Annotated in this window: 22 protein-coding genes; 10 read left to right on the top strand and 12 right to left on the bottom strand. The window is 44.6% G+C overall.

The features are described from left to right. Window positions 1-3: 3 nt before the first annotated feature. The 3 genes from MD535_RS03395 to MD535_RS03385 form a co-directional block, all read right to left on the bottom strand. A complete protein-coding gene (locus MD535_RS03395) occupies window positions 4-951 on the bottom strand; it encodes a sensor domain-containing diguanylate cyclase (protein ID WP_265673584.1) in 948 nt (315 codons plus the stop codon). A gap of 5 nt (window positions 952-956) precedes the next feature. Next, window positions 957-1,919: a response regulator gene (locus MD535_RS03390; RefSeq protein WP_265673516.1), complete on the bottom strand. Its 963-nt coding sequence runs from the start codon at window positions 1,917-1,919 to the stop codon at window positions 957-959. Between the two features lie 355 nt (window positions 1,920-2,274). Then, complete coding sequence (locus tag MD535_RS03385; protein WP_265673515.1) at window positions 2,275-2,523, bottom strand: DUF1289 domain-containing protein; 249 nt, start codon at window positions 2,521-2,523, stop codon at window positions 2,275-2,277. A 209-nt stretch (window positions 2,524-2,732) separates the two neighbouring features. Between MD535_RS03385 and MD535_RS03380 the strand changes: the two genes are divergently transcribed. Then, on the top strand, window positions 2,733-3,191 hold the full coding sequence (locus MD535_RS03380) for an META domain-containing protein (RefSeq protein WP_265673514.1): 459 nt from the start codon (window positions 2,733-2,735) through the stop codon (window positions 3,189-3,191). Window positions 3,192-3,289: 98 nt separating this feature from the next. Here the strand turns inward: MD535_RS03380 and MD535_RS03375 are convergent, their stop codons facing one another. The 3 genes from MD535_RS03375 to MD535_RS03365 form a co-directional block, all read right to left on the bottom strand. Further along, window positions 3,290-4,231: a class I SAM-dependent methyltransferase gene (locus MD535_RS03375; protein WP_265673513.1), complete on the bottom strand. Its 942-nt coding sequence runs from the start codon at window positions 4,229-4,231 to the stop codon at window positions 3,290-3,292. A 29-nt stretch (window positions 4,232-4,260) separates the two neighbouring features. Beyond that, entirely contained in the window at window positions 4,261-4,950 is a 690-nt protein-coding gene (locus tag MD535_RS03370; protein ID WP_265673512.1) for a TIGR01621 family pseudouridine synthase, read from the bottom strand. A 204-nt stretch (window positions 4,951-5,154) separates the two neighbouring features. Continuing rightward, window positions 5,155-6,498, bottom strand: a complete 1,344-nt coding sequence (locus MD535_RS03365) for a sodium-dependent transporter (protein WP_265673511.1) — start codon at window positions 6,496-6,498, stop codon at window positions 5,155-5,157. A gap of 487 nt (window positions 6,499-6,985) precedes the next feature. On the opposite strand from MD535_RS03365, the gene cls reads away from it, so the two are divergent. The 4 genes from cls to MD535_RS03345 all read left to right on the top strand — a co-directional run bounded on the left by cls (window position 6,986) and on the right by MD535_RS03345 (window position 10,969). Next, on the top strand, window positions 6,986-8,440 hold the full coding sequence (gene cls / locus MD535_RS03360) for a cardiolipin synthase (protein WP_265673510.1): 1,455 nt from the start codon (window positions 6,986-6,988) through the stop codon (window positions 8,438-8,440). A gap of 224 nt (window positions 8,441-8,664) precedes the next feature. After that, window positions 8,665-9,867, top strand: coding sequence for a cystathionine beta-lyase (locus MD535_RS03355; protein ID WP_265673509.1), 1,203 nt, complete (start codon window positions 8,665-8,667; stop codon window positions 9,865-9,867). A 131-nt stretch (window positions 9,868-9,998) separates the two neighbouring features. Then, a complete protein-coding gene (locus tag MD535_RS03350; RefSeq protein ID WP_265673508.1) occupies window positions 9,999-10,313 on the top strand; it encodes a DUF6693 family protein in 315 nt (104 codons plus the stop codon). A 32-nt stretch (window positions 10,314-10,345) separates the two neighbouring features. After that, the gene (locus MD535_RS03345; RefSeq protein ID WP_265673507.1) at window positions 10,346-10,969 is read left to right on the top strand and encodes a DsbA family protein; all 624 of its coding nucleotides are present in this window, start codon (window positions 10,346-10,348) and stop codon (window positions 10,967-10,969) included. 3 nt (window positions 10,970-10,972) lie between these two features. Here the strand turns inward: MD535_RS03345 and MD535_RS03340 are convergent, their stop codons facing one another. The 6 genes from MD535_RS03340 to MD535_RS03315 form a co-directional block, all read right to left on the bottom strand. After that, window positions 10,973-11,563 (bottom strand): 4Fe-4S binding protein, encoded by a 591-nt coding sequence (locus tag MD535_RS03340; RefSeq protein WP_265673506.1) that lies wholly within the window; start codon window positions 11,561-11,563, stop codon window positions 10,973-10,975. Continuing rightward, on the bottom strand, window positions 11,563-12,195 hold the full coding sequence (locus MD535_RS03335) for a molecular chaperone TorD family protein (protein ID WP_265673505.1): 633 nt from the start codon (window positions 12,193-12,195) through the stop codon (window positions 11,563-11,565). The genes MD535_RS03340 and MD535_RS03335 overlap by 1 nt, the downstream gene beginning before the upstream one ends. Before the next feature lie 117 nt (window positions 12,196-12,312). Continuing rightward, window positions 12,313-13,155 carry a DmsC/YnfH family molybdoenzyme membrane anchor subunit gene (locus tag MD535_RS03330; protein ID WP_265673504.1) on the bottom strand — a complete coding sequence of 281 codons (843 nt, stop codon included), beginning with the start codon at window positions 13,153-13,155 and terminating at the stop codon, window positions 12,313-12,315. Between the two features lies 1 nt (window position 13,156). Next, window positions 13,157-13,771 carry a DMSO/selenate family reductase complex B subunit gene (locus tag MD535_RS03325; RefSeq protein ID WP_265673503.1) on the bottom strand — a complete coding sequence of 205 codons (615 nt, stop codon included), beginning with the start codon at window positions 13,769-13,771 and terminating at the stop codon, window positions 13,157-13,159. A 10-nt stretch (window positions 13,772-13,781) separates the two neighbouring features. Then, a complete protein-coding gene (locus MD535_RS03320; protein ID WP_265673502.1) occupies window positions 13,782-16,232 on the bottom strand; it encodes a DmsA/YnfE/YnfF family dimethyl sulfoxide reductase in 2,451 nt (816 codons plus the stop codon). A 229-nt stretch (window positions 16,233-16,461) separates the two neighbouring features. Then, complete coding sequence (locus tag MD535_RS03315) at window positions 16,462-17,307, bottom strand: LysR family transcriptional regulator (protein ID WP_265673501.1); 846 nt, start codon at window positions 17,305-17,307, stop codon at window positions 16,462-16,464. A 229-nt stretch (window positions 17,308-17,536) separates the two neighbouring features. Here MD535_RS03315 and MD535_RS03310 point away from each other — a divergent pair, with 229 nt between their 5' ends. The 5 genes from MD535_RS03310 (at window position 17,537) to MD535_RS03290 (ending at window position 20,059) form a co-directional block, all read left to right on the top strand. Then, window positions 17,537-18,193 (top strand): glutathione S-transferase family protein, encoded by a 657-nt coding sequence (locus tag MD535_RS03310; RefSeq protein WP_265673500.1) that lies wholly within the window; start codon window positions 17,537-17,539, stop codon window positions 18,191-18,193. A 288-nt stretch (window positions 18,194-18,481) separates the two neighbouring features. Further along, complete coding sequence (locus tag MD535_RS03305) at window positions 18,482-18,901, top strand: bleomycin resistance protein (RefSeq protein ID WP_265673499.1); 420 nt, start codon at window positions 18,482-18,484, stop codon at window positions 18,899-18,901. 32 nt (window positions 18,902-18,933) lie between these two features. Then, window positions 18,934-19,104 (top strand): hypothetical protein, encoded by a 171-nt coding sequence (locus MD535_RS03300; protein ID WP_265673498.1) that lies wholly within the window; start codon window positions 18,934-18,936, stop codon window positions 19,102-19,104. Between the two features lie 139 nt (window positions 19,105-19,243). Next, window positions 19,244-19,501, top strand: a complete 258-nt coding sequence (locus tag MD535_RS03295; protein WP_265673497.1) for a hypothetical protein — start codon at window positions 19,244-19,246, stop codon at window positions 19,499-19,501. Window positions 19,502-19,708: 207 nt separating this feature from the next. After that, window positions 19,709-20,059, top strand: coding sequence for a putative quinol monooxygenase (locus MD535_RS03290; RefSeq protein WP_265673496.1), 351 nt, complete (start codon window positions 19,709-19,711; stop codon window positions 20,057-20,059). The last annotated feature ends 52 nt before the right edge of the window (window positions 20,060-20,111 follow it).

Here is a 20,111-nt window from a genome sequence, read left to right as displayed (position 1 = left end):
AAGTTAGCTAGCGATATTGGTACTGTTTCGTCCCGCTTCTTTTGATTGATAAAGGGCTTTGTCTGCTCGCTTTAACCACTCAACATGGTTGCTATCGTCGGTCGTTAATTCCGCAATCCCCAGACTAATGGTGTACTTTAGTGAACCCTCTGTTGTCTCGATATCGAGTGATTCAATACGCTTTCTTAACCGCTCTGCAAAATAATACGCTTGATCGGCGGTGGTATCGTTTAGCAACACAGCAAACTCCTCTCCACCATACCGCCCACAAACATCACTGCCTCTCGCCGCTTTGCTTAATTGACTCGCCGTTTCTTTAATCACTTCATCACCAAAAGAGTGACCAAAGTTGTCATTAACTCGTTTAAAATAATCAATATCAAACATAACTAACGTCGGTTGTCGGTTTTTTGTTTTGGCTTCATTGAACGCTTCAATCACACACGATTCCCAGTAAGCACGATTAAATAACCCAGTTAATCCATCAACCCGCCCCAATTCTGTCAGCTTCTCATTCGAGCGTTTTAAATGCATCTGGCTTTTGGCAATATCAGAGACATCTTGCAGCATGATAGCAAAATGGGTGATCTCTCCGGTTGGTGATTTTAAAGGCGTGATAACCATGTTCTGATACATGTTTAACAGCCCTTGAGAAATGGGAGAGAAGTTTTTAAATTCAAAAATAATCGGTCTGTCTTTCCAATTAGAAAAACCACGCGTGCGCATTTTTTCCGTTGAACTCAGCTTAGTCTTGAGCCATTTTTCTGGGAGATTTGGATAACATTCAAATAGACTCCTACCCATTATTTGATCCGCATTCACCCCACTGTAGTTTTGCATAAAACTGTTCCAAGCACAGACCTTATGCTCTTTATCTACCACAATTAGTCCCGCGTCTAAGGTATCTATAAGCTGCATCGTCCAATGAAAGTCGGACAACTCTAATGTCATCGTTTTCAATGTAATATCTCCATTTGCCGATGAATAATATCCACGGATTCTTGGTCAAACATAAATAATACAGAGCAATTTAAGTCCAACGTTTCTGCGTCATAGGTATATTCAGTGGTAAAGATGTACTCAGAGTCACTCATCATTGAGTTTTGAGGCGCGAAATGGTCGATTCGTAATGGCTCTCGCAAAGAGAACTCAACCCCCAACTGTTCAGACATTGAAACTAGAAAAGAAGAAACCAACACATTTGATAAATTCACCACTAATTCATCTCGAGTACATTCGCCTTGATCGAACCCAAACCTCAAACCGACTTGATTAATGTCACTGCCAGTAATGCAAATTAGCGCCTCACCATGCATGCCACCACCAACAAATCGTTGTGCGACCGTATAGTTATCCTCGCGGCTAAGGTTGTCCTCTATCATCATGGTCACTTCACCAAAAGAAAGATCTCCAACGGTAGGCACGGGTAATTGAATGAACTCTTTTAACTGCTGGGCAATAATCGCTGCGCCTTTACCGAGGGCAATATTGGCGGTTTCACGAAACCGTTCGACACTTTGTTTAATGGTAAAGACTTGCTTGACGTGCTCCGGAAGGCGAAATTTCAGGCCTAAATCATGAAATAGCGGTTCGGCAATGTCTTGCTTTAGTGGTTTTTCAATAAACGCATAGGCGCCCAATTGATAACAACGTTCTTGTGCTTTTTGTTGAATATCACCAGATATCACTACAATATTTGTGGTTATAGATTCATGCTTCATTAGGGCTAACACTTCGAAGCCATCCATTTTCGGCATAGTGAGGTCCAAAAACATGAGGTCGATGCTACCTTCTCTAAGAATATCAAGAGCTTGATATCCATCTTCAGCAAAAATAATATGGCTGTTCTTTGGTGCTTCGATGCTTCTCTCTAAGCTCTTTCGAGCGACGGAAGAATCGTCACAAATAAGTATCTGCATGAATCTATTCGCATTTTACATAACTGTTCCCAACTATATAAACAGAATTCTCATTTGGTAGCCAGAAAATTCATGAACGAAGATCACACTTCTCGTGCTTACTCACGCTTCTTGAAAATTCGCGGCTAATACCATCACAATTAATAAATTTCACTGCGTTTTATAATATATGCGAAATTTTAGACCGTTATTTACCGAACTGTGTCGTTGCTCGTATGCAGGCAACCCTAGCCGTAAATAATCGTGATTCGCGCCGTATAGTCACAAACTGAGGTAACTCAGATCGGAATCATGATACTAGAGCGTAATGAACAGAGGTTAACATGTAGGAAAGGGGGAAATACCTGACACAAACTCAGAATAAGTTTTGTTGTGGATTTGACGGCTCATTTTGTAAAGCATCATCCTGTTTAGCGTTGGCCATTTTTCGTCGATAACGCTGACGACACAATTTTATAATGTGCAGTTGTTGAGTTGGAGTAAAAAACAACCAGTTAAAACGCTCCTCTCTTTTTCTCATGCACCCTTGGCAATAGCCTTTAGTATCAACCGTACATACTCCAACACATGGGCTAGGAACGTTGAAAAACTCTAATTGTTCCATCACAGACCTCCCTTACGCTGTAGTCTAGAATTCAACTTAGTAAGAATAGTCTCAAATTAATACAATTTAATAATTCTTGCTGTTAATTCGATCGTATATTATCGGTAGCCCTAAAAAAACACTATACTAAAGATAACGCTCGCCTGACAAAAAACAGTGTTTTATTAATTATACTTATCAATAATTTCATTTAGTTGGAGACACATACTATGAAGATTTTTTCAAAGACGCTACTGGCTGCTATCGCGGTACCTGTATTACTCACCGCGTGTACTACTGCAAATAACAGTGCAGAGAAACCTATGGCAACCGTAACCGCTCAGGATCTTCAACACCACAACTGGAACCTCGTGCAGATTGATGGCAAAGCGATTCAACTCGACAAACAAGGTCAGCAACCTCGCCTAGAGATCGGTGAGAAAATGACGGCAAACGGCAGCGCTGGGTGTAATAACTTCTTTGGTCAAGGTGAACTCAAAGATGGTCAATTCCGCATCGAAAAAATGGGTATGACCATGAAGATGTGTGGCGATACTGCAATGAACGTTGAGATGACAATGTCAAAAGCACTGTCCGACTGGAGCGAAATCCATCTAACAAAAGACAGCCTAGAGCTTAAAGGTAGCGAGCATACGCTAACATTTGAATTGAAAGATTGGGTAAACTAATCACCTAATGATGAAAAAACGGCACCTGCTATAGGTGCCGTTTTTTATATCTGCTCATCACTTCACATGGGCAATATAGAGTCTCGCAAAGCTACTGGCTAATTTGTTGTTCTAAACAGCAGTACTTTCAAACTCGCATCAGGGTCAATATCAGCAAACTCTGGCGGATTGTCTAGCCGCTCAACAAACTGCAGTCCCGGCGCTTCTTCCTTCATACCATCAATCAGGAAATCAGGGGTAACGACTGGCGAATTAACACATGCGATGACTTCGCCACTCTCCGTCATTAATTCAGGTAAGCGACGTAAGATCTTTTTATAGTCTTTGGTAAGTGCGAAACTGCCTTTTTGAAAAGATGGCGGATCAATAATCACTAACTCATAAGGGCCACACTTCTTAATTTTTCCCCACGACTTGAAAATGTCGTAGCCTAAAAATGTGACATTTGAAAGATCATGGCCATTGGCACGGTGATTCTCTCGACCTTTATTTAGTGACGAGCGAGCCATATCAACGTTAACAACTTGTGTCGCGCCCCCTTCCATTGCGGCAACAGAAAAGCCACACGTATAGGCAAAGAGATTAAGCACCCGCTTCCCTTCTGCGTTGGCTTTCACCCAATCCCGACCCAAGCGCATATCTAAGAACAAACCGAAGTTTTGGTTACGCCCGATATCCAATTGGTACTTACAGCCAGACTCCATCACCACAGGACGTGTATCTAATTCTCCCCAAACGACACTCATAGGCGCTCCATCTAGGTAGCGATGCTGAATCGCAACGCACTGCCCAGCTTTGGCTTGCCATAACTCACTGTTCACTATTTGCTCTAAACCATCCGTCAACGCATTAATGAAGCTTTCATCCACTTCCTTAAAAACATTCACCAACAACTGATTGTTTACCCAATCACAAGTGAGTTGCTCTAATCCAGGCCAACGCTTACCTCGTCCATGGAAAAGCCGGCGAACTTCATTCGGTGCTAAAGTTAATTGTGATGTTACTTCTTCAAAAAACTCGAGCAAATTATCTTTATGCATCGTTATTCTCCACGAATCTTAGCCTCTCACTATTTTTTCGGCCACGCCAGGTCCCAAGGTGTCTCCCAAGTACGAATGGCTTTGCTCACTGCGTCTGAATGCCATTTGTCACCATAAATCGTATTGCTTCTTGGATCACACACAAACTCGTAGTCCGTGCCTAAACAAGTAAAACGCAACGCGAAAGCATGAAGGTAACCACGGTCGGACTCTGAACTGACGTTATATATAGGATCCCCTACAATCGCCGACCCCACCGACTTTAATGCGACTCGAATTTGGTGAGTCTTACCCGTTAGAGGGCGGCACAGAAAAACCCGCTCGCCATTCTCACCAGCCACTGAAAAGAATTGAGTCGTGGCGGGGTTAGTTTTCGTCGCCATCAATTTCCACATAGAACGCCGTGAACGCTCCATATCACCGGAAATTAGTCCCTGTTTCTTTTTCGGTTTCTTCTCGCCAATCGCTAAATAGAACTTCTCTATCTGTTTATTGGCAAAAAGTTGTGACAATTCGGCAGCAATCGTAGCATTCTTGGCTAACAGCAAAATACCTGACGTCATCTTGTCCAAACGATGCACAAGATACAGCTTAGCGTCGCCCGTTACTTTTGCGACCTCTTCCACCAGCATGGTATCGCCATCGTCTTTATGTACGCTGACGCCGGGGTGTTTATTGATGACCACAAAATGGTCATTTTCAAATTGAATATCAAACATAGACACTACACAGGGCAAATTACTGGCGCCGATCATACACAAAACAAAGCAAATGGGCAGCGATAATAGCGTTAGCATCATTTTCAATGGGACAAATAACAAATGCCAATCGTACAGAGTCCGATTGGCATTAAATCATCAGCGTTGAAGCGAACACAAGACACAAAGCTCAAGCTACAAGCATAGCCCTCGCGTTAGTCATGCTTAAAGAAACGGGTAGGCAAATACCGTTAAGATAGCCACTGGGCACACAAACTTGACATACCATGGCCAGATCTTCCAAAACCACGTCGTCTCAATCTCTGGATGACCCTGCTTAATTTCTTGAAGAAGGGCGTTTCTATGCCAAACCCATCCAATCACGACTGCCCATACCACTCCGAGTAACGGCTGCATGTACATGGTTGAAGCGGTGGCGACCCAATCAAACAATAAACCAAAGTTGGCGGCAATAATGGTACTGCAAAGTAGGATAATTCCCCCTAGCATCATTGCTGCTTTATCGCGCTTAATGTTCATTTCTTCGTGTAAACAAGCAACTGGCACTTCTAGCATTGCTATCGACGAGGTTAAAGCTGCGATAACCATTAAAGCAAAGAATGCCACACTGAGAAACTCACCAACAAACCCCATAGTGTCAAACAAACTTGGTAGTACCACAAAAACCAGGTTGCCAGAGCTAATCAGTTCGCCCACTTCATTAAAAATCTGTACGCCATTCGCTCTTGCTACGAACATGGCTGGCATAATTAGAAGCCCAGCTGAAAACGCGACACCGGTGTCAATAATCGCGACCTGTCCTGCGGTTTTAGGGATGTTGACGTCTTTTTTCAAATACGAACCGTAGACCATCATCGCGCCTACGCCTAAGGAAAGCGAAAAGAAAGCCTGACCCATCGCGTTAACCACAAGTGCTGCATTGACATGACTCCAATCTGGAATCAGGTACATTTTCAAACCGGTCATTGCACCATCTTGAGTTAGGATGTAGATAATCAATAACAAAAACAGACCAAACAGCAGCGGCATCAATCGCGACGACCATTTTTCAATACCATCAGCGACACCGCGTCGAACAACAAATACCGTCAGCGACATAAACAACACGGTCAAAAAGACGTTTCGCCCGGTACTAAAGGTCACCAACCAATCCGCAAGGCTGTGGAGTCCAATCAACTGAAGGATCGGTTCTGCACCGAAACCAATTAGCCAGCCTGCTAAAATGGCATAAAAGCTAAGAATCATTGAAGCAGTAAGCATTGCTATGCTACCAAACGCAACTGCAAGGAACTTGTTTTTTGTCCATATTTTTCGCAATGACGCGATAGGGTTAGATTGCCCAAAGCGACCAATCGTTAACTCTGCAACCAGCATTGGGTAAGCTAAAAGCGCCATCATTAACAGGTAAATTAAAAGGAAGGCGGCGCCGCCATTGCTTGCCGTTTGGGTTGGGAATCCCCAAACGTTGCCTAGACCGACAGCAGAGCCGGCTGCAGCCATGATAAAGCCGAAGCGGGAAGTAAATTGTCCTCGGGTGGAACTTGTCATTATTGGTACCAATTTTCGTCATGATTTGACGAAGTAGCTGGTTACTATCCTGAAGTGAGTCACAACACGATCGTCTACTTTCACGTAAAAAGACCTTTCCTTATGTTGCGGTGGGCATCGCCAGCATGGTGTAAACAAATCAATACATCTAGAAAAGTTATTACCTAACCAAAGCGCCTAGCAATTAAAACACCTAACCAATATAATTGGAAGCCCGAGCGCTATATTCATTTGTATATGGCGATATTTATGTATTATTTGCTTACCTATTAACCTTCACATAGCACATAATCACCGCATTAATGAATAAAAGCAGTGCTATCATTGGCACAATAAATATCTACTCTCATCAGTTTTTCACCAGTCACGGCCGAAAAGTGCGATAAACCGCCCCTGTAATCTCAGTAACTATTTGACAGCGACGCGACTATTCCAAATACTTGATTACACAATTATTCTCTAATTACCGTTCTTCTATCGAGGCGACATGGACAAGGTCTATCATTTTCTCACGCTTGCTGGCATTGGCCTATACTGGGTGCTGGTTGCTGGTGTCACATTGCGAGTCGTACTCAAACGTCGTGCTGTCAGTGTCTCATTGGCATGGCTCATGGTTATCTACATCATTCCTGTTGTTGGTGTCCTTTGTTACTTTATGTTTGGAGAGCTAAATCTCGGTCGTAAAAGAGCCGAACGAGCTCGCGTCATGTTTCAACCATTCGGCGATTGGTTTCATCAATTAAATGACTGCAAAGCCCATACTCAAGACGGACTTGGCACTCACATTTCCAAGATTGACAACCTTTGTAACAATAGAATGGGCATCCCTGCGCTTTGTGGCAACACATTGCAATTGCACACGACCCCTGACTCTAGCCTACGTTCAGTGATCAACGACATTGAGCAAGCAAAACACAGTATTCGTATGGTGTTTTATATTTGGCACCCCGGCGGGTTGGCCGACTCTGTCGCAGCAGCGCTTATCCAAGCAGCGAAGCGCGGCGTCGCAGTAAAAGTATTATTGGACTCAGCAGGCAGCCCCACATTTTTCCGTAGCCACTGGGCTAAAATGATGCGCGGTGCTGGTATTGAGCTAGTGGAAGGGCTCGAGGTATCACCATGGCGTATCTTTTTGAGACGTCTAGATTTGAGGCAACATCGCAAAATTATCGCTATTGATGATGAAGTGGCCTATACCGGTTCAATGAATATGGTTGACCCAGCGTTCTTCAAACAAAACTCTGGCGTCGGTCAATGGATTGACATCATGGTTCGAATTGAAGGTCCAACCGTAAACGTGCTATCGGCCATTCATTGCTGGGACTGGGAGGTAGAAACGGGGGATCGTACTCTTCCGGTGCATCCTGACTGTCAAATTGATATTCCTCAAGACTCGAAACCAATCCAAGTTGTTCCTTCAGGTCCAGGTATGCCAGATCAACTGATTGGACAGGTTCTAACATTAGCCATGCATCAAGCAGAACGCTCTGTCACCATTACTACGCCCTACTTTGTTCCTAGTGCCGACTTGCTAGAAACATTAAAAACAACTGCGCAGCGTGGCGTCACTGTTGACCTCATTATCCCTAAGCACAATGACTCACTAATGGTGCAATGGGCATCACGCGCCTTCTATTCTGAGTTACTTAATGCGGGCGTAAAGATCCATGAGTTTGATGGTGGTCTGCTGCACACTAAATCGGTCGTCATTGACGAGTTGTTTTGCTTAGTAGGCACCGTAAACATGGATATGCGTAGTTTATGGCTTAATTTTGAAGTGACGCTGGCCGTTGAAGACCCTATTTTCACGGAACAAATGAATCAGTTGCAACACAGTTACATGCTGCACTCTGAAATAATCGACTCAGCCCAATGGCAACAACGAAGCTTGTATCATCGATTTTTCGAGCGACTGTTCTACTTATTCAACCCTTTGCTATAACTGCCCGCTCTCCCAGCGCACATGCGCTCTAGACCTCTTCGTTAAAGATTCAGTAAAACACGAGGCTAAAGACTTGAAACTCTTTAGCCTTCGTGTTTTATTGCTAGTTACACTTTTCTCCGTTCACATCGCTCATTACAACGCTAGAAACCCTTGATAACAAAGGTTTCGGTGAATTTAACAATAGCATCGTGACAAACTAGCCAATCAAACAGGGATTCTTGATGTCAGAAAGTAAAACCACCAAATTTGTCACCGCGGGCCGCGATAAAAAATGGACAAACGGTGTCGTTAATCCGCCTGTACAGCGTGCCTCTACCGTCGTATTCAACACCGTTGCAGAAAAAAACCATGCCACCATCAACCGTGCGAAACAAACGTTGTTTTATGGTCGCCGTGGTACGAATACCCACTTTGCATTCCAAGATGCCATGACAGAAATTGAAGGTGGCGCAGGGTGTGCACTTTACCCCTGTGGCACCGCTGCTATTTCTAATGCCATTCTGGCATTTGTCGAAACAGGTGATCATATTTTGATGGTTGATACGTGCTATGAGCCAACACGTGATTTCTGTAACACCATCATGAAAAAAATGGGCATTGAGACCACCTATTACGACCCAACGATCGGCGCTGGCATTCGTGATCTTATTCAGCCAAATACCAAAATTTTATTTTTGGAATCTCCAGGCTCCGTCACCATGGAGGTTCAAGATGTGCCTACCATGGCAGCTATTGCTAAAGAGCAAGATGTCATCGTCATGCTTGATAATACCTGGGGCGCTGGGGTGAACTTCTCACCGTTCGACTTTGGTGTCGATATCTCAATTCAAGCCGCCACAAAGTACATTGTTGGTCACTCTGATGTCATGCTCGGCACTGCTGTTGCCTCAGAAAAGTACTGGGATCAATTACGCGAACAGAGCTACCTAATGGGGCAATGCGTATCACCGGACGATGCTTATCTTGGCTTACGCGGTATACGCACACTCGATGTACGACTACGCCAACACGCAGAAAACAGCTTAACCGTGGCTAAATGGCTCGAGGAGCGTCCTGAAGTTGATCATGTTCGACACCCTGCTTTAGAAACTTGTCCGGGGAGCGAATTTTATCATCGCGACTTTACCGGGGGTAACGGCCTGTTTTCTTTCGTCCTAAAAACCTCTTATCCACGAGCTACCACGGCGTTCTTAGACGGAATGAGTCACTTTAGCATGGGTTATTCTTGGGGTGGATTTGAAAGTTTGGTACTGGCTAATGAACCAAAAAGTTTTAACTCACTACGTACCGTCGCTCATCCAAACTTTACAGGCACGCTCATTCGACTTCATATTGGTTTAGAAGATGTGAATGATCTTTTGGTTGATCTGGATGCTGCCTTTACGCGCTACAATGAGGTAATTCAAGACGCACCGGCAAGCTAATTGCGTTTGGCAATATTCAATGATAGCGCTCTGCATCTTTGGTGATGAGTAGCGCTATTGAATTTCAATAGCGCTACGGTTTGCAATCGCTTATCGTATCGCGCTTTAACTGACTTCATAGGAATAACATTATGAGATTAAAAGCCGATGTCGCCATTTTTGATATTATCGGTCACCTGATATTGTGGCTCATCCTGTCTATTGTGACTTTTGGCATCGCTCTGTTTTTTTTCCCCTACTCTTTTTCTAAATTCATTCTCAACCGCACTTATCTGGTTGACACAAACGGCGTAGAAAGGAAGATGAAATGCGATATTGATTTATTTAGTGATCTTGGCCACGTGCTGCTGTGGTTCATTATTTCTATTCTAACGCTTGGTATTGGTTATATTTTTTACTTTTATCGCGTATGGAATTATGCCCTTAATAACACCCATATCGACTAACATTCCACTCATGAAGTGAAGGACTACTTTCTATGACTACCGCCACGCTCTATTACGTCTACGACCCAATGTGCTCTTGGTGTTGGGGATTCAAGTCAACCTGGGACACCGTACAGAGCAATCTCAAACAAGAAGTGGCGATCCAGTATGTATTAGGTGGTCTAGCTCCAGACACAGACATGGCAATGCCAGAGGCGATGCAACGTCAAATCGCATCATATTGGCAACGAATTGAACAGGAACTTGGCGCAGAGTTTAACTACGAGTTTTGGTCAAAAAACACCCCTCGTAGAGCAACCTACCCTGCATGCCGCGCTATCCTTGCCGCCAGAAAACAGAATTCAGAACAAGCGATGAATCAGGCCATCCAACAAGCTTACTACCTACAGGCAAAGAACCCGAGCGATAACAATATACTTATCGCACTGGCGCAAGAGATCGGCTTAGATGTCATGCAATTTGAAACGGATTTTCTGGCTCAATCGACACAACAAACGTTACTAGAAGAAATTCAATTTGCGCGTTCAATCGGTGGCAGCAGTTTCCCATCGCTATTTCTATCTCAACATAACAAGGTGACGGCGTTACCTATCGATTACAAACATCCATCCACCACCATCGACTTAGTAAGAAGCCTACTAACGGCTACACCTTAACCTTTACGCGCTAGCGAGCTTGAGTTCGATTGATGTAAACGGGCAAGCCTGTTTACATCGACCACACCCATCGCACGACGCTCCGTCAACCACCGGTAGTCCTTGAGCCCGGATTGAAATGGATTGCGATGGGCATTGCTCTGCGCATAACGAGCAGTCACCAAATAGCGAGTTTTGACACGCGCTGGCAAATACTGGGCGTATAAACGTATCTCGGTTGGGTCCGTGTAACGCTCCAGTTGGGCAAACTTGTTGACACTCATTGCATTGCGCACAATAACCGTAATCAAGAGTCAACTCAGCTAATTGTTCATTAAGGATAATGACTTGTTCAGGGCATGCAGACACACACGCTTCGCAGCCACTGCATATCTGCTGAAACAAGAATTCATCTACCGCACCCGGAGGTCTTGCTACAACGCGAGCAATATGAGATGGCACTAACTCAAGACTTGTCGTGTCAGCCGTCTCCACGTGGTTATCGTTTGAACGCTTCGCTCGCGCACCACCAGACAAAGCACGAAACAACCCGCGACGGCTGATTGTTTTGTGCTCCATATAAGCCTTGTAGTAGCGCTCATCTCTATTTGGCATTAGCGATATAACTTCTTAGCCAGAGGCTGAATGTCAAGTAGCTCTTGAACGGCTAGACACCATTCGGTTGCCAGCAAAGCAAGCTGCTGGTAACTATTGGTTTGAGCATGCTTTTCAACCAGTTCAAGATATCGATAGCACCACGTAAACAGATGCTCAGACAACAATGCTTTGATAGCGGAAAGGGCGTGTTTTTCTTCTATAAACTGGCTTACTGCAAACAGCATTAAACCAAATTGGTCTTCTGGTTCACGCATACCTGTATCTAATTCGACGCCATTTTGGCGTAAAAACTGTCGGTAAGCCACGGTCGTTTCACCGAATATTACCTCCTCTTTATCGAGATAAACCGAGCCCCAAGGTGGCGCGTACATCGCCTCCCCTCCTTCAAACAAAAGAAAGAAGTCTTGATTTAGCGTATCGGTGCCGTCTTCTGCCACGACTTGCGCCCATTGCGTAAATGCAGTCTCATGCACGGGCTCACCGCAGGCTTGAGATTCGTCAGCTAAGGCCGTTAACAGCGCCTGATTATTGTCCCCTGTTAAAGGAAAATAGAACAGCGAACCGAATACCTTCGCCATGGCACTCAGGTTTTCTAAATCAATCACATCATTTTGCAGGGTATCTTGCATGAAACACTCTCTTTACTCATTATCAGTGACTCTTGTGTTGATCATCGTGGGGTAAGCTAGGCGGCTTACCCCACGTAGTTTAGACATAAACAAAGCATACGCAGTTAAGCGGTTAGCCTACATACCTGAAGTCATATGGAGACCAAAGAATACACTGCGTCCTATAAGCTCAGCGACAACCACAAGTGCAAATCCTGATACCGCAAATGGCAGGGCTTGAGTTGGCTTGCGAAGTGACAACATCCATAATATTACGCCGACAAAAATCAGCGCAAAACGTACATTTTGAATCATCGCCATATTCGGAACCAGATCACTTGCGGCCACAATCGCAGACTCAATACCGCTTAATGATGTCACCATCGTCATTGTCACCAATACTGCCGCCGCCGTGGCGACTAGCACAAGTGTCCCTGCGACTCGGTTGTATCCAGCGCACTCAAAATGAGCGCCACGCATCAAGACATGTGACAGCATCACACCACTTAATACCACTGTGATCGCGAATGAATACGTCGTAAACGGTGTGTCCCATGTTGGAACCGTGTTGATGAGATACACATTGGTCATCGCGAACATAAACACTACGCCCATCAGCATGCCCGCTACGACTAGCCCTTTACGAACGGCGACGCTGCCTTTATTCAGCACTTCCAGTAACCAAAAAAGCCCGCCAAAAGCAAAGAAAGCAGACCCAAATAGAATTTCACGTGAGAGCCACGAGCTTCCTACTTGATTAAGCGCATTCATGGCGCGCATTGGACTTCCAAGGTGAGCGGTAGACGCCATGAAGCCAAGCCCCATAAACACCCAAATAAAGAACATGTTTCGATTGATGCGCGTTTTCACATCATCACTTGCTTTGCCAAATAGATTAAGACAACCCAATACAATAAACGCACCCACGGCTGTTTGTGCAAATACAGTAAAGATAATCAGAGGCCATTCATGCCATCCCATCTTAAACCTCCTTAGGGTTTGCTAGGTGACCAGTCGTGTCATTCGTTGGACGAGCATGACGGTTTGGTTTGATCACGATATTTGGTTTGGTCAATGACGACGATGGCAGTGGTGCTACGTCCGCATTGGTGCCGTATTTTTCTCTAAGTTCCGCAATAGGGCCAAACTCCAATGCACGCAAAGGACAAGAGCCGACACAAATTGGCTCAAAGCCTTCCGCTACACGTTCAAAACAACCATCACACTTGGTCATGTGACCTTTTTCAGCGCTGTATTGCGGCGCACCGTAAGGGCAGGCATTCGCACAATGCTTACAGCCGATACACACTTTTTCATCCACCACAACAAAGCCATCGTCACGCTTATGCATCGCACCCGATGGGCACACTTTCGCGCAGGCGGGCTCGTCACAATGGTTACACGCAATCGAGGTGTAATAGGCAAACACGTCTTGACGATAGGTGCCGTTTTCTTCTACCCAATTACCACCAGCGTACTCGTAGACTCGGCGATAACTTCTGTCTACGCCCAAATCTTTAAAGTCTTTGCAAGACAGCTGGCAAGTCTTACAGCCCGTACATTTGCTTGAGTCAATATAAAAACCGTATTGCTTCATGATTCAGTCCTTACGCCTTAGTGGCTAGTTGAACTTCAACTAGGTTGGTATGTTGAGGGTTACCTTTAGCCAACGGGCTTGGGCGTTGAGAAGTCAGAACATTGATCGAGCCGTTATGGTCAACTTTGTTTCCATCTGGTGCGTACCACGCGCCCTCTCCGAGTGCAACAACACCTGGCATCATCCGAGGGGTGACCTTGGCATTAATACGAACTTCGCCACGGTCGTTAAAGATACGAATTCGATCGCCATTTTTGATGCCACGGCGTTCCGCATCGATCGGGTTTATCCACATTTCTTGTTGTGCCGCTTGTTTCAATACGTCCACGTTACCGTAAGTCGAGTGACAGCGTGCTTTGTAGTGAAAGCCTGTAAGTTGCAGTGGGAATTTATCACGCATTGGTGAGTCCCAGCCTTCTGATGTACTCACATAAATCGGCAGTGGGTGAATCACGTCACCTTCTGGAAGTTCCCATTCAGCGGCGATCGTCGCAAGTGCCTCAGAATAGATTTCTACTTTTCCGGACGGCGTATTCAACGGGTTATTGATTGGATCTTCACGGAAGGCCTGATACGCCACATAGTGTCCGTTTGGATCACTGCGTTTCACAATGCCCTGCTTACGAACCGTTTCAAAATCAGGGAGCGTAGGATCAAGCTTCAATGTTTGTGCATAAAGGTGACGTAACCACCCTTCTTGATCTCTGCCTTCAGTAAACTCATCTTTAATGCCTAAACGGTCGGCAAGGTCACTACAGATCTGATAAATACTGCGCGCTTCAAATTGTGGCTCAATCGCTTTGTCGGCAAAGATAAAGTACGGCATATTGGCCGCTTTACCGTCCATACAAAAATCTGCCTGCTCTGAGGTGGTCAAGTCGGGCAAAATAATGTCGGCATATTTAGCAGAAGACGTCATATGGTTATCAATAACGACTATCATCTCACACGCACTATCATCTTGTAGGATGTCATGAGTACGGTTGATATCGGAGTGCTGGTTGATTAAGCAATTACCGGCATAGTTCCAGATGAACTTAATTGGCACATCTAGCTTATCTTTGCCACGAACGCCATCACGTGTCGCTGTCATTTCGGGACCGCGCACAATTGCATCCGTCCAAAGGAACATAGAAATGGATGTTTCTACTGGGTTTTTCAGTGTTGGGAAGCGAACAAATGGAATATTGTAATCCGATTCACGAGCCCCAGAGCCCCCACCATGAATGCCAAGGTTACCCGTTAGCAACGCAAGCATAGCAATAGCACGAGAGGCAATTTCACCATTTTGAGTACGCTGTAAGCCCCAACCTTGATAAATAGCACAAGGCTTAGTTGAACCAATTTCACGTGCGGTTTTGATGATAATATCCGCAGGAATACCGGTAATTTGAGCTGCCCACTCTGGTGTTTTTTCGACGCCATCTTCGCCTAGGCCTAGAATGTAAGACTTATAATCGCTGTTAGCTGGCGCTGACGCTGGTAACGTTTTTTCGTCATAACCAATGCAGTACTTATCAAGGAAAGGCTGATCCACCAAATCCTCTTTAATCATCACATGCGCCATTGCAGAGATAAACGCCGCATCCGTTCCTGGTTTAATTGGGATCCACTGATCTTCACGTCCAGCAGCCGTATCGTTGTAACGAGGATCAATCATGATCATACGAGCGTTCGACTTGGCTTTACTCTCGATCAAGTGATGAATCAAGCCCCCACCTGACATACGCGTTTCAGCAGGGTTATTACCAAACTGGACGATCAATTTACTGTTTTCAGTATCAGAGAACGAGTTACCGTTCGCCCAGCCACCATAGGTATAGCTCAAACCCTTGGCAATCTGAGCCGTCGAATAGTCACCGTAATGATTTAAATAACCACCGGTTAAGTTCATCAAACGAGCAATCAGCGTTGAACCTGGAGGCCATGACTTAGTCACGGTACCGCCCAGCGTTCCTGTTCCGTAGTTTAGGTAAAACGCTTCATTACCGTATTCTTCTTTGATTGAGGTAATGCTATTGGCAATCTCGCGGTACGCTTCATCCCAAGAAATACGTTTGAATTTCCCTTCTCCACGCTTACCCACTCGCTTCATTGGGTATTTCAAACGATCGGGGTTGTAGACACGACGGCGCATAGAACGGCCACGTAGACACGCTCGTACTTGAACGTCTTTGGCGGCGTAATCATCCGAACCTGTATTGTCAGCGTCTACCCATTTAATTTCGCCATCAGATACATGCATTCGTAATGGGCAGCGGCTTCCACAGTTTACCGTACATGCACTCCAAACCACCTTTTCTTCACTTGGTATGACATCGTCTGCTTGTACTTTTGAGGACTTAAATGGCAGGGATATAGCGCTGGTCGCAGCGGCAAGGCCACCCATCACCGAAGAGGATTTGATAAACCCCCTCCGTGTGAGCGATGGCGTCAATAATTGCTTCAATTTATTCGTCATAGCGATTGCTCATTTATATTTATGTAATTTCCGTGCTACATAATACAAATGAATAATTTGTTAACTTTTGATACGAATCAACAATACCACTTAAGGGTTAATCATTTTACACTACTCGGTTAATTAGTGTTCGGGCGATATTTAATAAAACCTAATATAAATAAATTTTATAATGACCCGAAAAATTTAAGCTTACCAACACATATAACTTAATGGTAATGATTGGCATTTACTCTTTGTAATCCATTATGTTTCGCAACAAATCCTGCTGAAGGACATCTGAATGAAGCAGTGGGTGTGGTGTCACCCCAACGGATAACACAATATCAACCGAGGGTAACGCTGGCATAGTCGGTAAAATCGTCATGCCTTTCATCACACTCAGCTTACCCATCGCGCCAACAGCAAGCCCGGCGTTAACCAAGGCATTTTGCGCCGAAGCGGAATTACAGCATGCTAAAAGTTGAAACTCTCGCCCTTGTTTCGTTAAGCCATCAATCGCCGCTGCATGGTATTTACAATCTGCTTGAAATAGCACCAACGGAAGCGGCTGATTATCGTTTTCGACAAAAGATGGCGAAGCAATCCATACGCCCTGATCAGAGGCCAACCAGTACCCTTCTTCACTATCAGGAGAGCGCGTAATAATAGCCGCATCAATTTTCCCTTCGTCCAACCAACGTCGCAGGGTAATGCTTGGCTCATTAAAAATCTGAATCGAGCACATTGGGGCTAAACTTTGCAGCCGCTCGACCACCTTTGGTAATACCGAATGATTGTAATCTTCAGGACACCCCAGCTTTAGCGAGCGTTTATTTTGATAACCCTGTAGTTGATTCACCGCGCTATCGTGCAGTGCGATTAATTGTGTCGCATGAACACTGAGCTGCAAACCCGCTTCACTTAAACTTAAGTTCCGTCCCTCTTTTACAAACAGCGCCGCCCCAAGTTCGCCTTCCAATTTTTTCATCTGAGCACTGAATGCCGATTGAGTTCGGTTAATTTGCCGTGCTGCACGGGTGAAACTTCCCGTTTCCACATAAGCCAAAAAACTTCGCAGTGCCTCTATATCCATGCGTTCTCTTCCTTGAGCTCTGATCAGCGGTATTCGCTTTATTTATAGACATCTAACTCTATCGACGCCTATATCTATCGACGCCTATATCTATCGACGCCTATATCTATCGTCACCTATTTTCATTACTACCCATCGATTTTATTGATGGCTGACATTAAAACTATCCGTTAGTTTTACGAAAAACAATCCTTTAAGATTAATTTCAACAAAAACAAGGAGGTTAACTATGCAGCTATATATCGGCAACCAAAACTACTCGAGCTGGTCCTTAAGAGCGTGGCTTATTTTTGCTCAGCATGAACTCAACCCAGATGTAATCAAACTATCACTATTTACCGACTCGTTTTACCAAACTCTACAACCGGTGAGTCCAACGGCCAAAGTTCCCTTGCTTATCGATGGAGAGACGACGGTTTGGGATTCACTCGCTATCTTAGAATACGTTAACGAGGCGTACTTAAATCAGTGCTGCTGGCCCCAAGATCGTCAGCAACGCGCAACTGCTAGAGCTATCGCCAATGAAATGCATTCTGGTTTTATGGCGGTTCGCAACGAAATGCCCATGAACTGCCGAGCGACTCGCAACGTCGTACTGTCAGAAGCCGCCCAAAAAGACATTGCTCGTATCGAGCAAATCTGGACTCAACAGATGGCACACTATCCCAATCAATGGTTATTTGGTGAATGGTCAATTGCTGATGCTATGTTTGCGCCGATTGCACTCCGATTTGCTACCTATCAAATTCCATTATCCGATGCTGCGAAACAATACCAACAAACCGTATTAGACAGTCCCGCCATTCAGCAATGGCTAACACAAGCGCTAGAAGAAACTGAAATCGTTGAGGAGGATGAGGCTGGAGAGCCAGTCAATATCGATTAAGGACGCAACTCTGCGCCTAAATATTCCTATTCACGATTCGTCGCTGCGATATTCTCGCCGTTATTATCTGAAATCGGGCTAAATTAGACAGGCGCCTTCTTCATATCTTTACGTGGGTATCTCGTCTTTGTATCTATAGTCCTACATAAAGTGAGACACATAGCATATATTTGAAATCTATCATTCTGTGCAAGGCTGCAATTGAGCTCAAATATCACCAACTTCACAACATTGATACGCCACATCGCCTAACATAACTTTCATATTATTAAATACTTAGGTAAATATATGAGAGTTGTCCCAGAGCTGTACTGTTTTGATATTCAGCGAAGCATCGACTTTTACGTAAATGTGCTTGGGTTTAGGGTGAAATATCAACGTCCAAGCGAAGCGTTTGTGTTTCTAACTCGTCACGGTGTCGACCTCATGTTAGAAGGGCTAAACGGTGATGGACGACGCTGGATTACTGGTGCACTTGAGTATCCGCTAGGACGCGGTGTTAATTTACAATGGGATACCTACAACATTGACGCCTTCTACGCTCATATCAAACAATACTCTCCTGATAGTATTTACCTTCCTATCGAAAACACCGACTACCTCTGTGATGATGAAGTAGTGATACAAAAACAATTCGTAGTACAAGACCCAAATGGCTACCTTATTCGGTTTTGCGACGTAAAAACTCAGGCCATCGCAGAAGTCTAATTTTGTCGACAAGTTATCAGGAGCAGAATCTCATGAACGTCGTTGAAGCCGCCCTGCATCACGACTCGCATATCACTCTATTATATCAACGGTTCCGGGCTGAGTGGCAAGCGATGGAGAAGGAAGGCGACCATACTGTACTTCAAAGTCGAACCTGTACTTCAAAGTCGAACCGTTTCGTCATTTTAGTACTGCAACGCTGAAGGACTTCATCACCGACCCTTTCATTAATATACATTCAGTTGCACCTCTTTATCTCGCATCACTCACACGAAATTCGTCGATATTACATGGAAAAGTCGACCACTCTACCCTAACATAAAATAATAAATAGACACCTGAGTGCATATTCGTTCTGTGCGTAAATTAACCATTGAGATATTTCACATTGACCAAAACATCGTCGAAGAATCTGTCAACTTCCCGCTTTGTATCGCCCACTCACTCATGGCGTTACTACCCAGAGACTTCGTGACACGTTTTGATGAAAACAGTGAACAACTCGAAGAGCTACTCAACATTGCCTTAGACCCTGATGCGCATGGCGTCATTATGGAACTGATTGATAACGAGGAAAGAGTCGTTATCTCTGTATCTTAAGGACGACATCATTGGCTCTCACACGCCCTATTATTCCTTCAAATACTAGGGCAAGGCTCCTACTCATGCTTAGGTACATGTGGAGTAGAAATTTATCCCTTGTTACTCTCGCATCCCTGCTCACTTTCGTTTACTGTACTCACGAAAAAAACAATTGATAAATAAATCAATAAGAACAGGCCTACCATTATTATCCAAGGAGATACCATGACAAGCCGAGTATATGTGTTAGCTCAATTTAAACCGAAAGCAGGCAAAGAAACTGAACTATTCAATGTTCTAAAAGCATTGGAGCCCGACTCATACCGTGAAGAAGGTTGCATTCAGTACACGTTGACTCGTCAAATTAGTCACCCAAGTGCGACCAGAAATGAATACCCCATCGTTTTTAATGAAATTTGGCACAATGCCGAAGCGTGGGCTGCGCACGGTAGACGAAAACAGATTCAACACTTTTTCCAAACCCAAGTTCAAGCCAAAGATGGCCTTGTGGAAGATGCCATGGTCACGGCCTACAGCGACGAAGGTTACGATTTCGACCACCCTATTTTTGATTAATAATATTAATGCGTTGGCTAACTAACAGCGTGATGTCATGCACTGAGTTAGC

The organism is Vibrio qingdaonensis, from assembly GCF_026191675.1.
Lineage (GTDB): Bacteria > Pseudomonadota > Gammaproteobacteria > Enterobacterales > Vibrionaceae > Vibrio > Vibrio qingdaonensis.
Note: the sequence above shows the minus strand (reverse complement) of the source record. Positions and strands in the feature narration are given on the sequence as shown.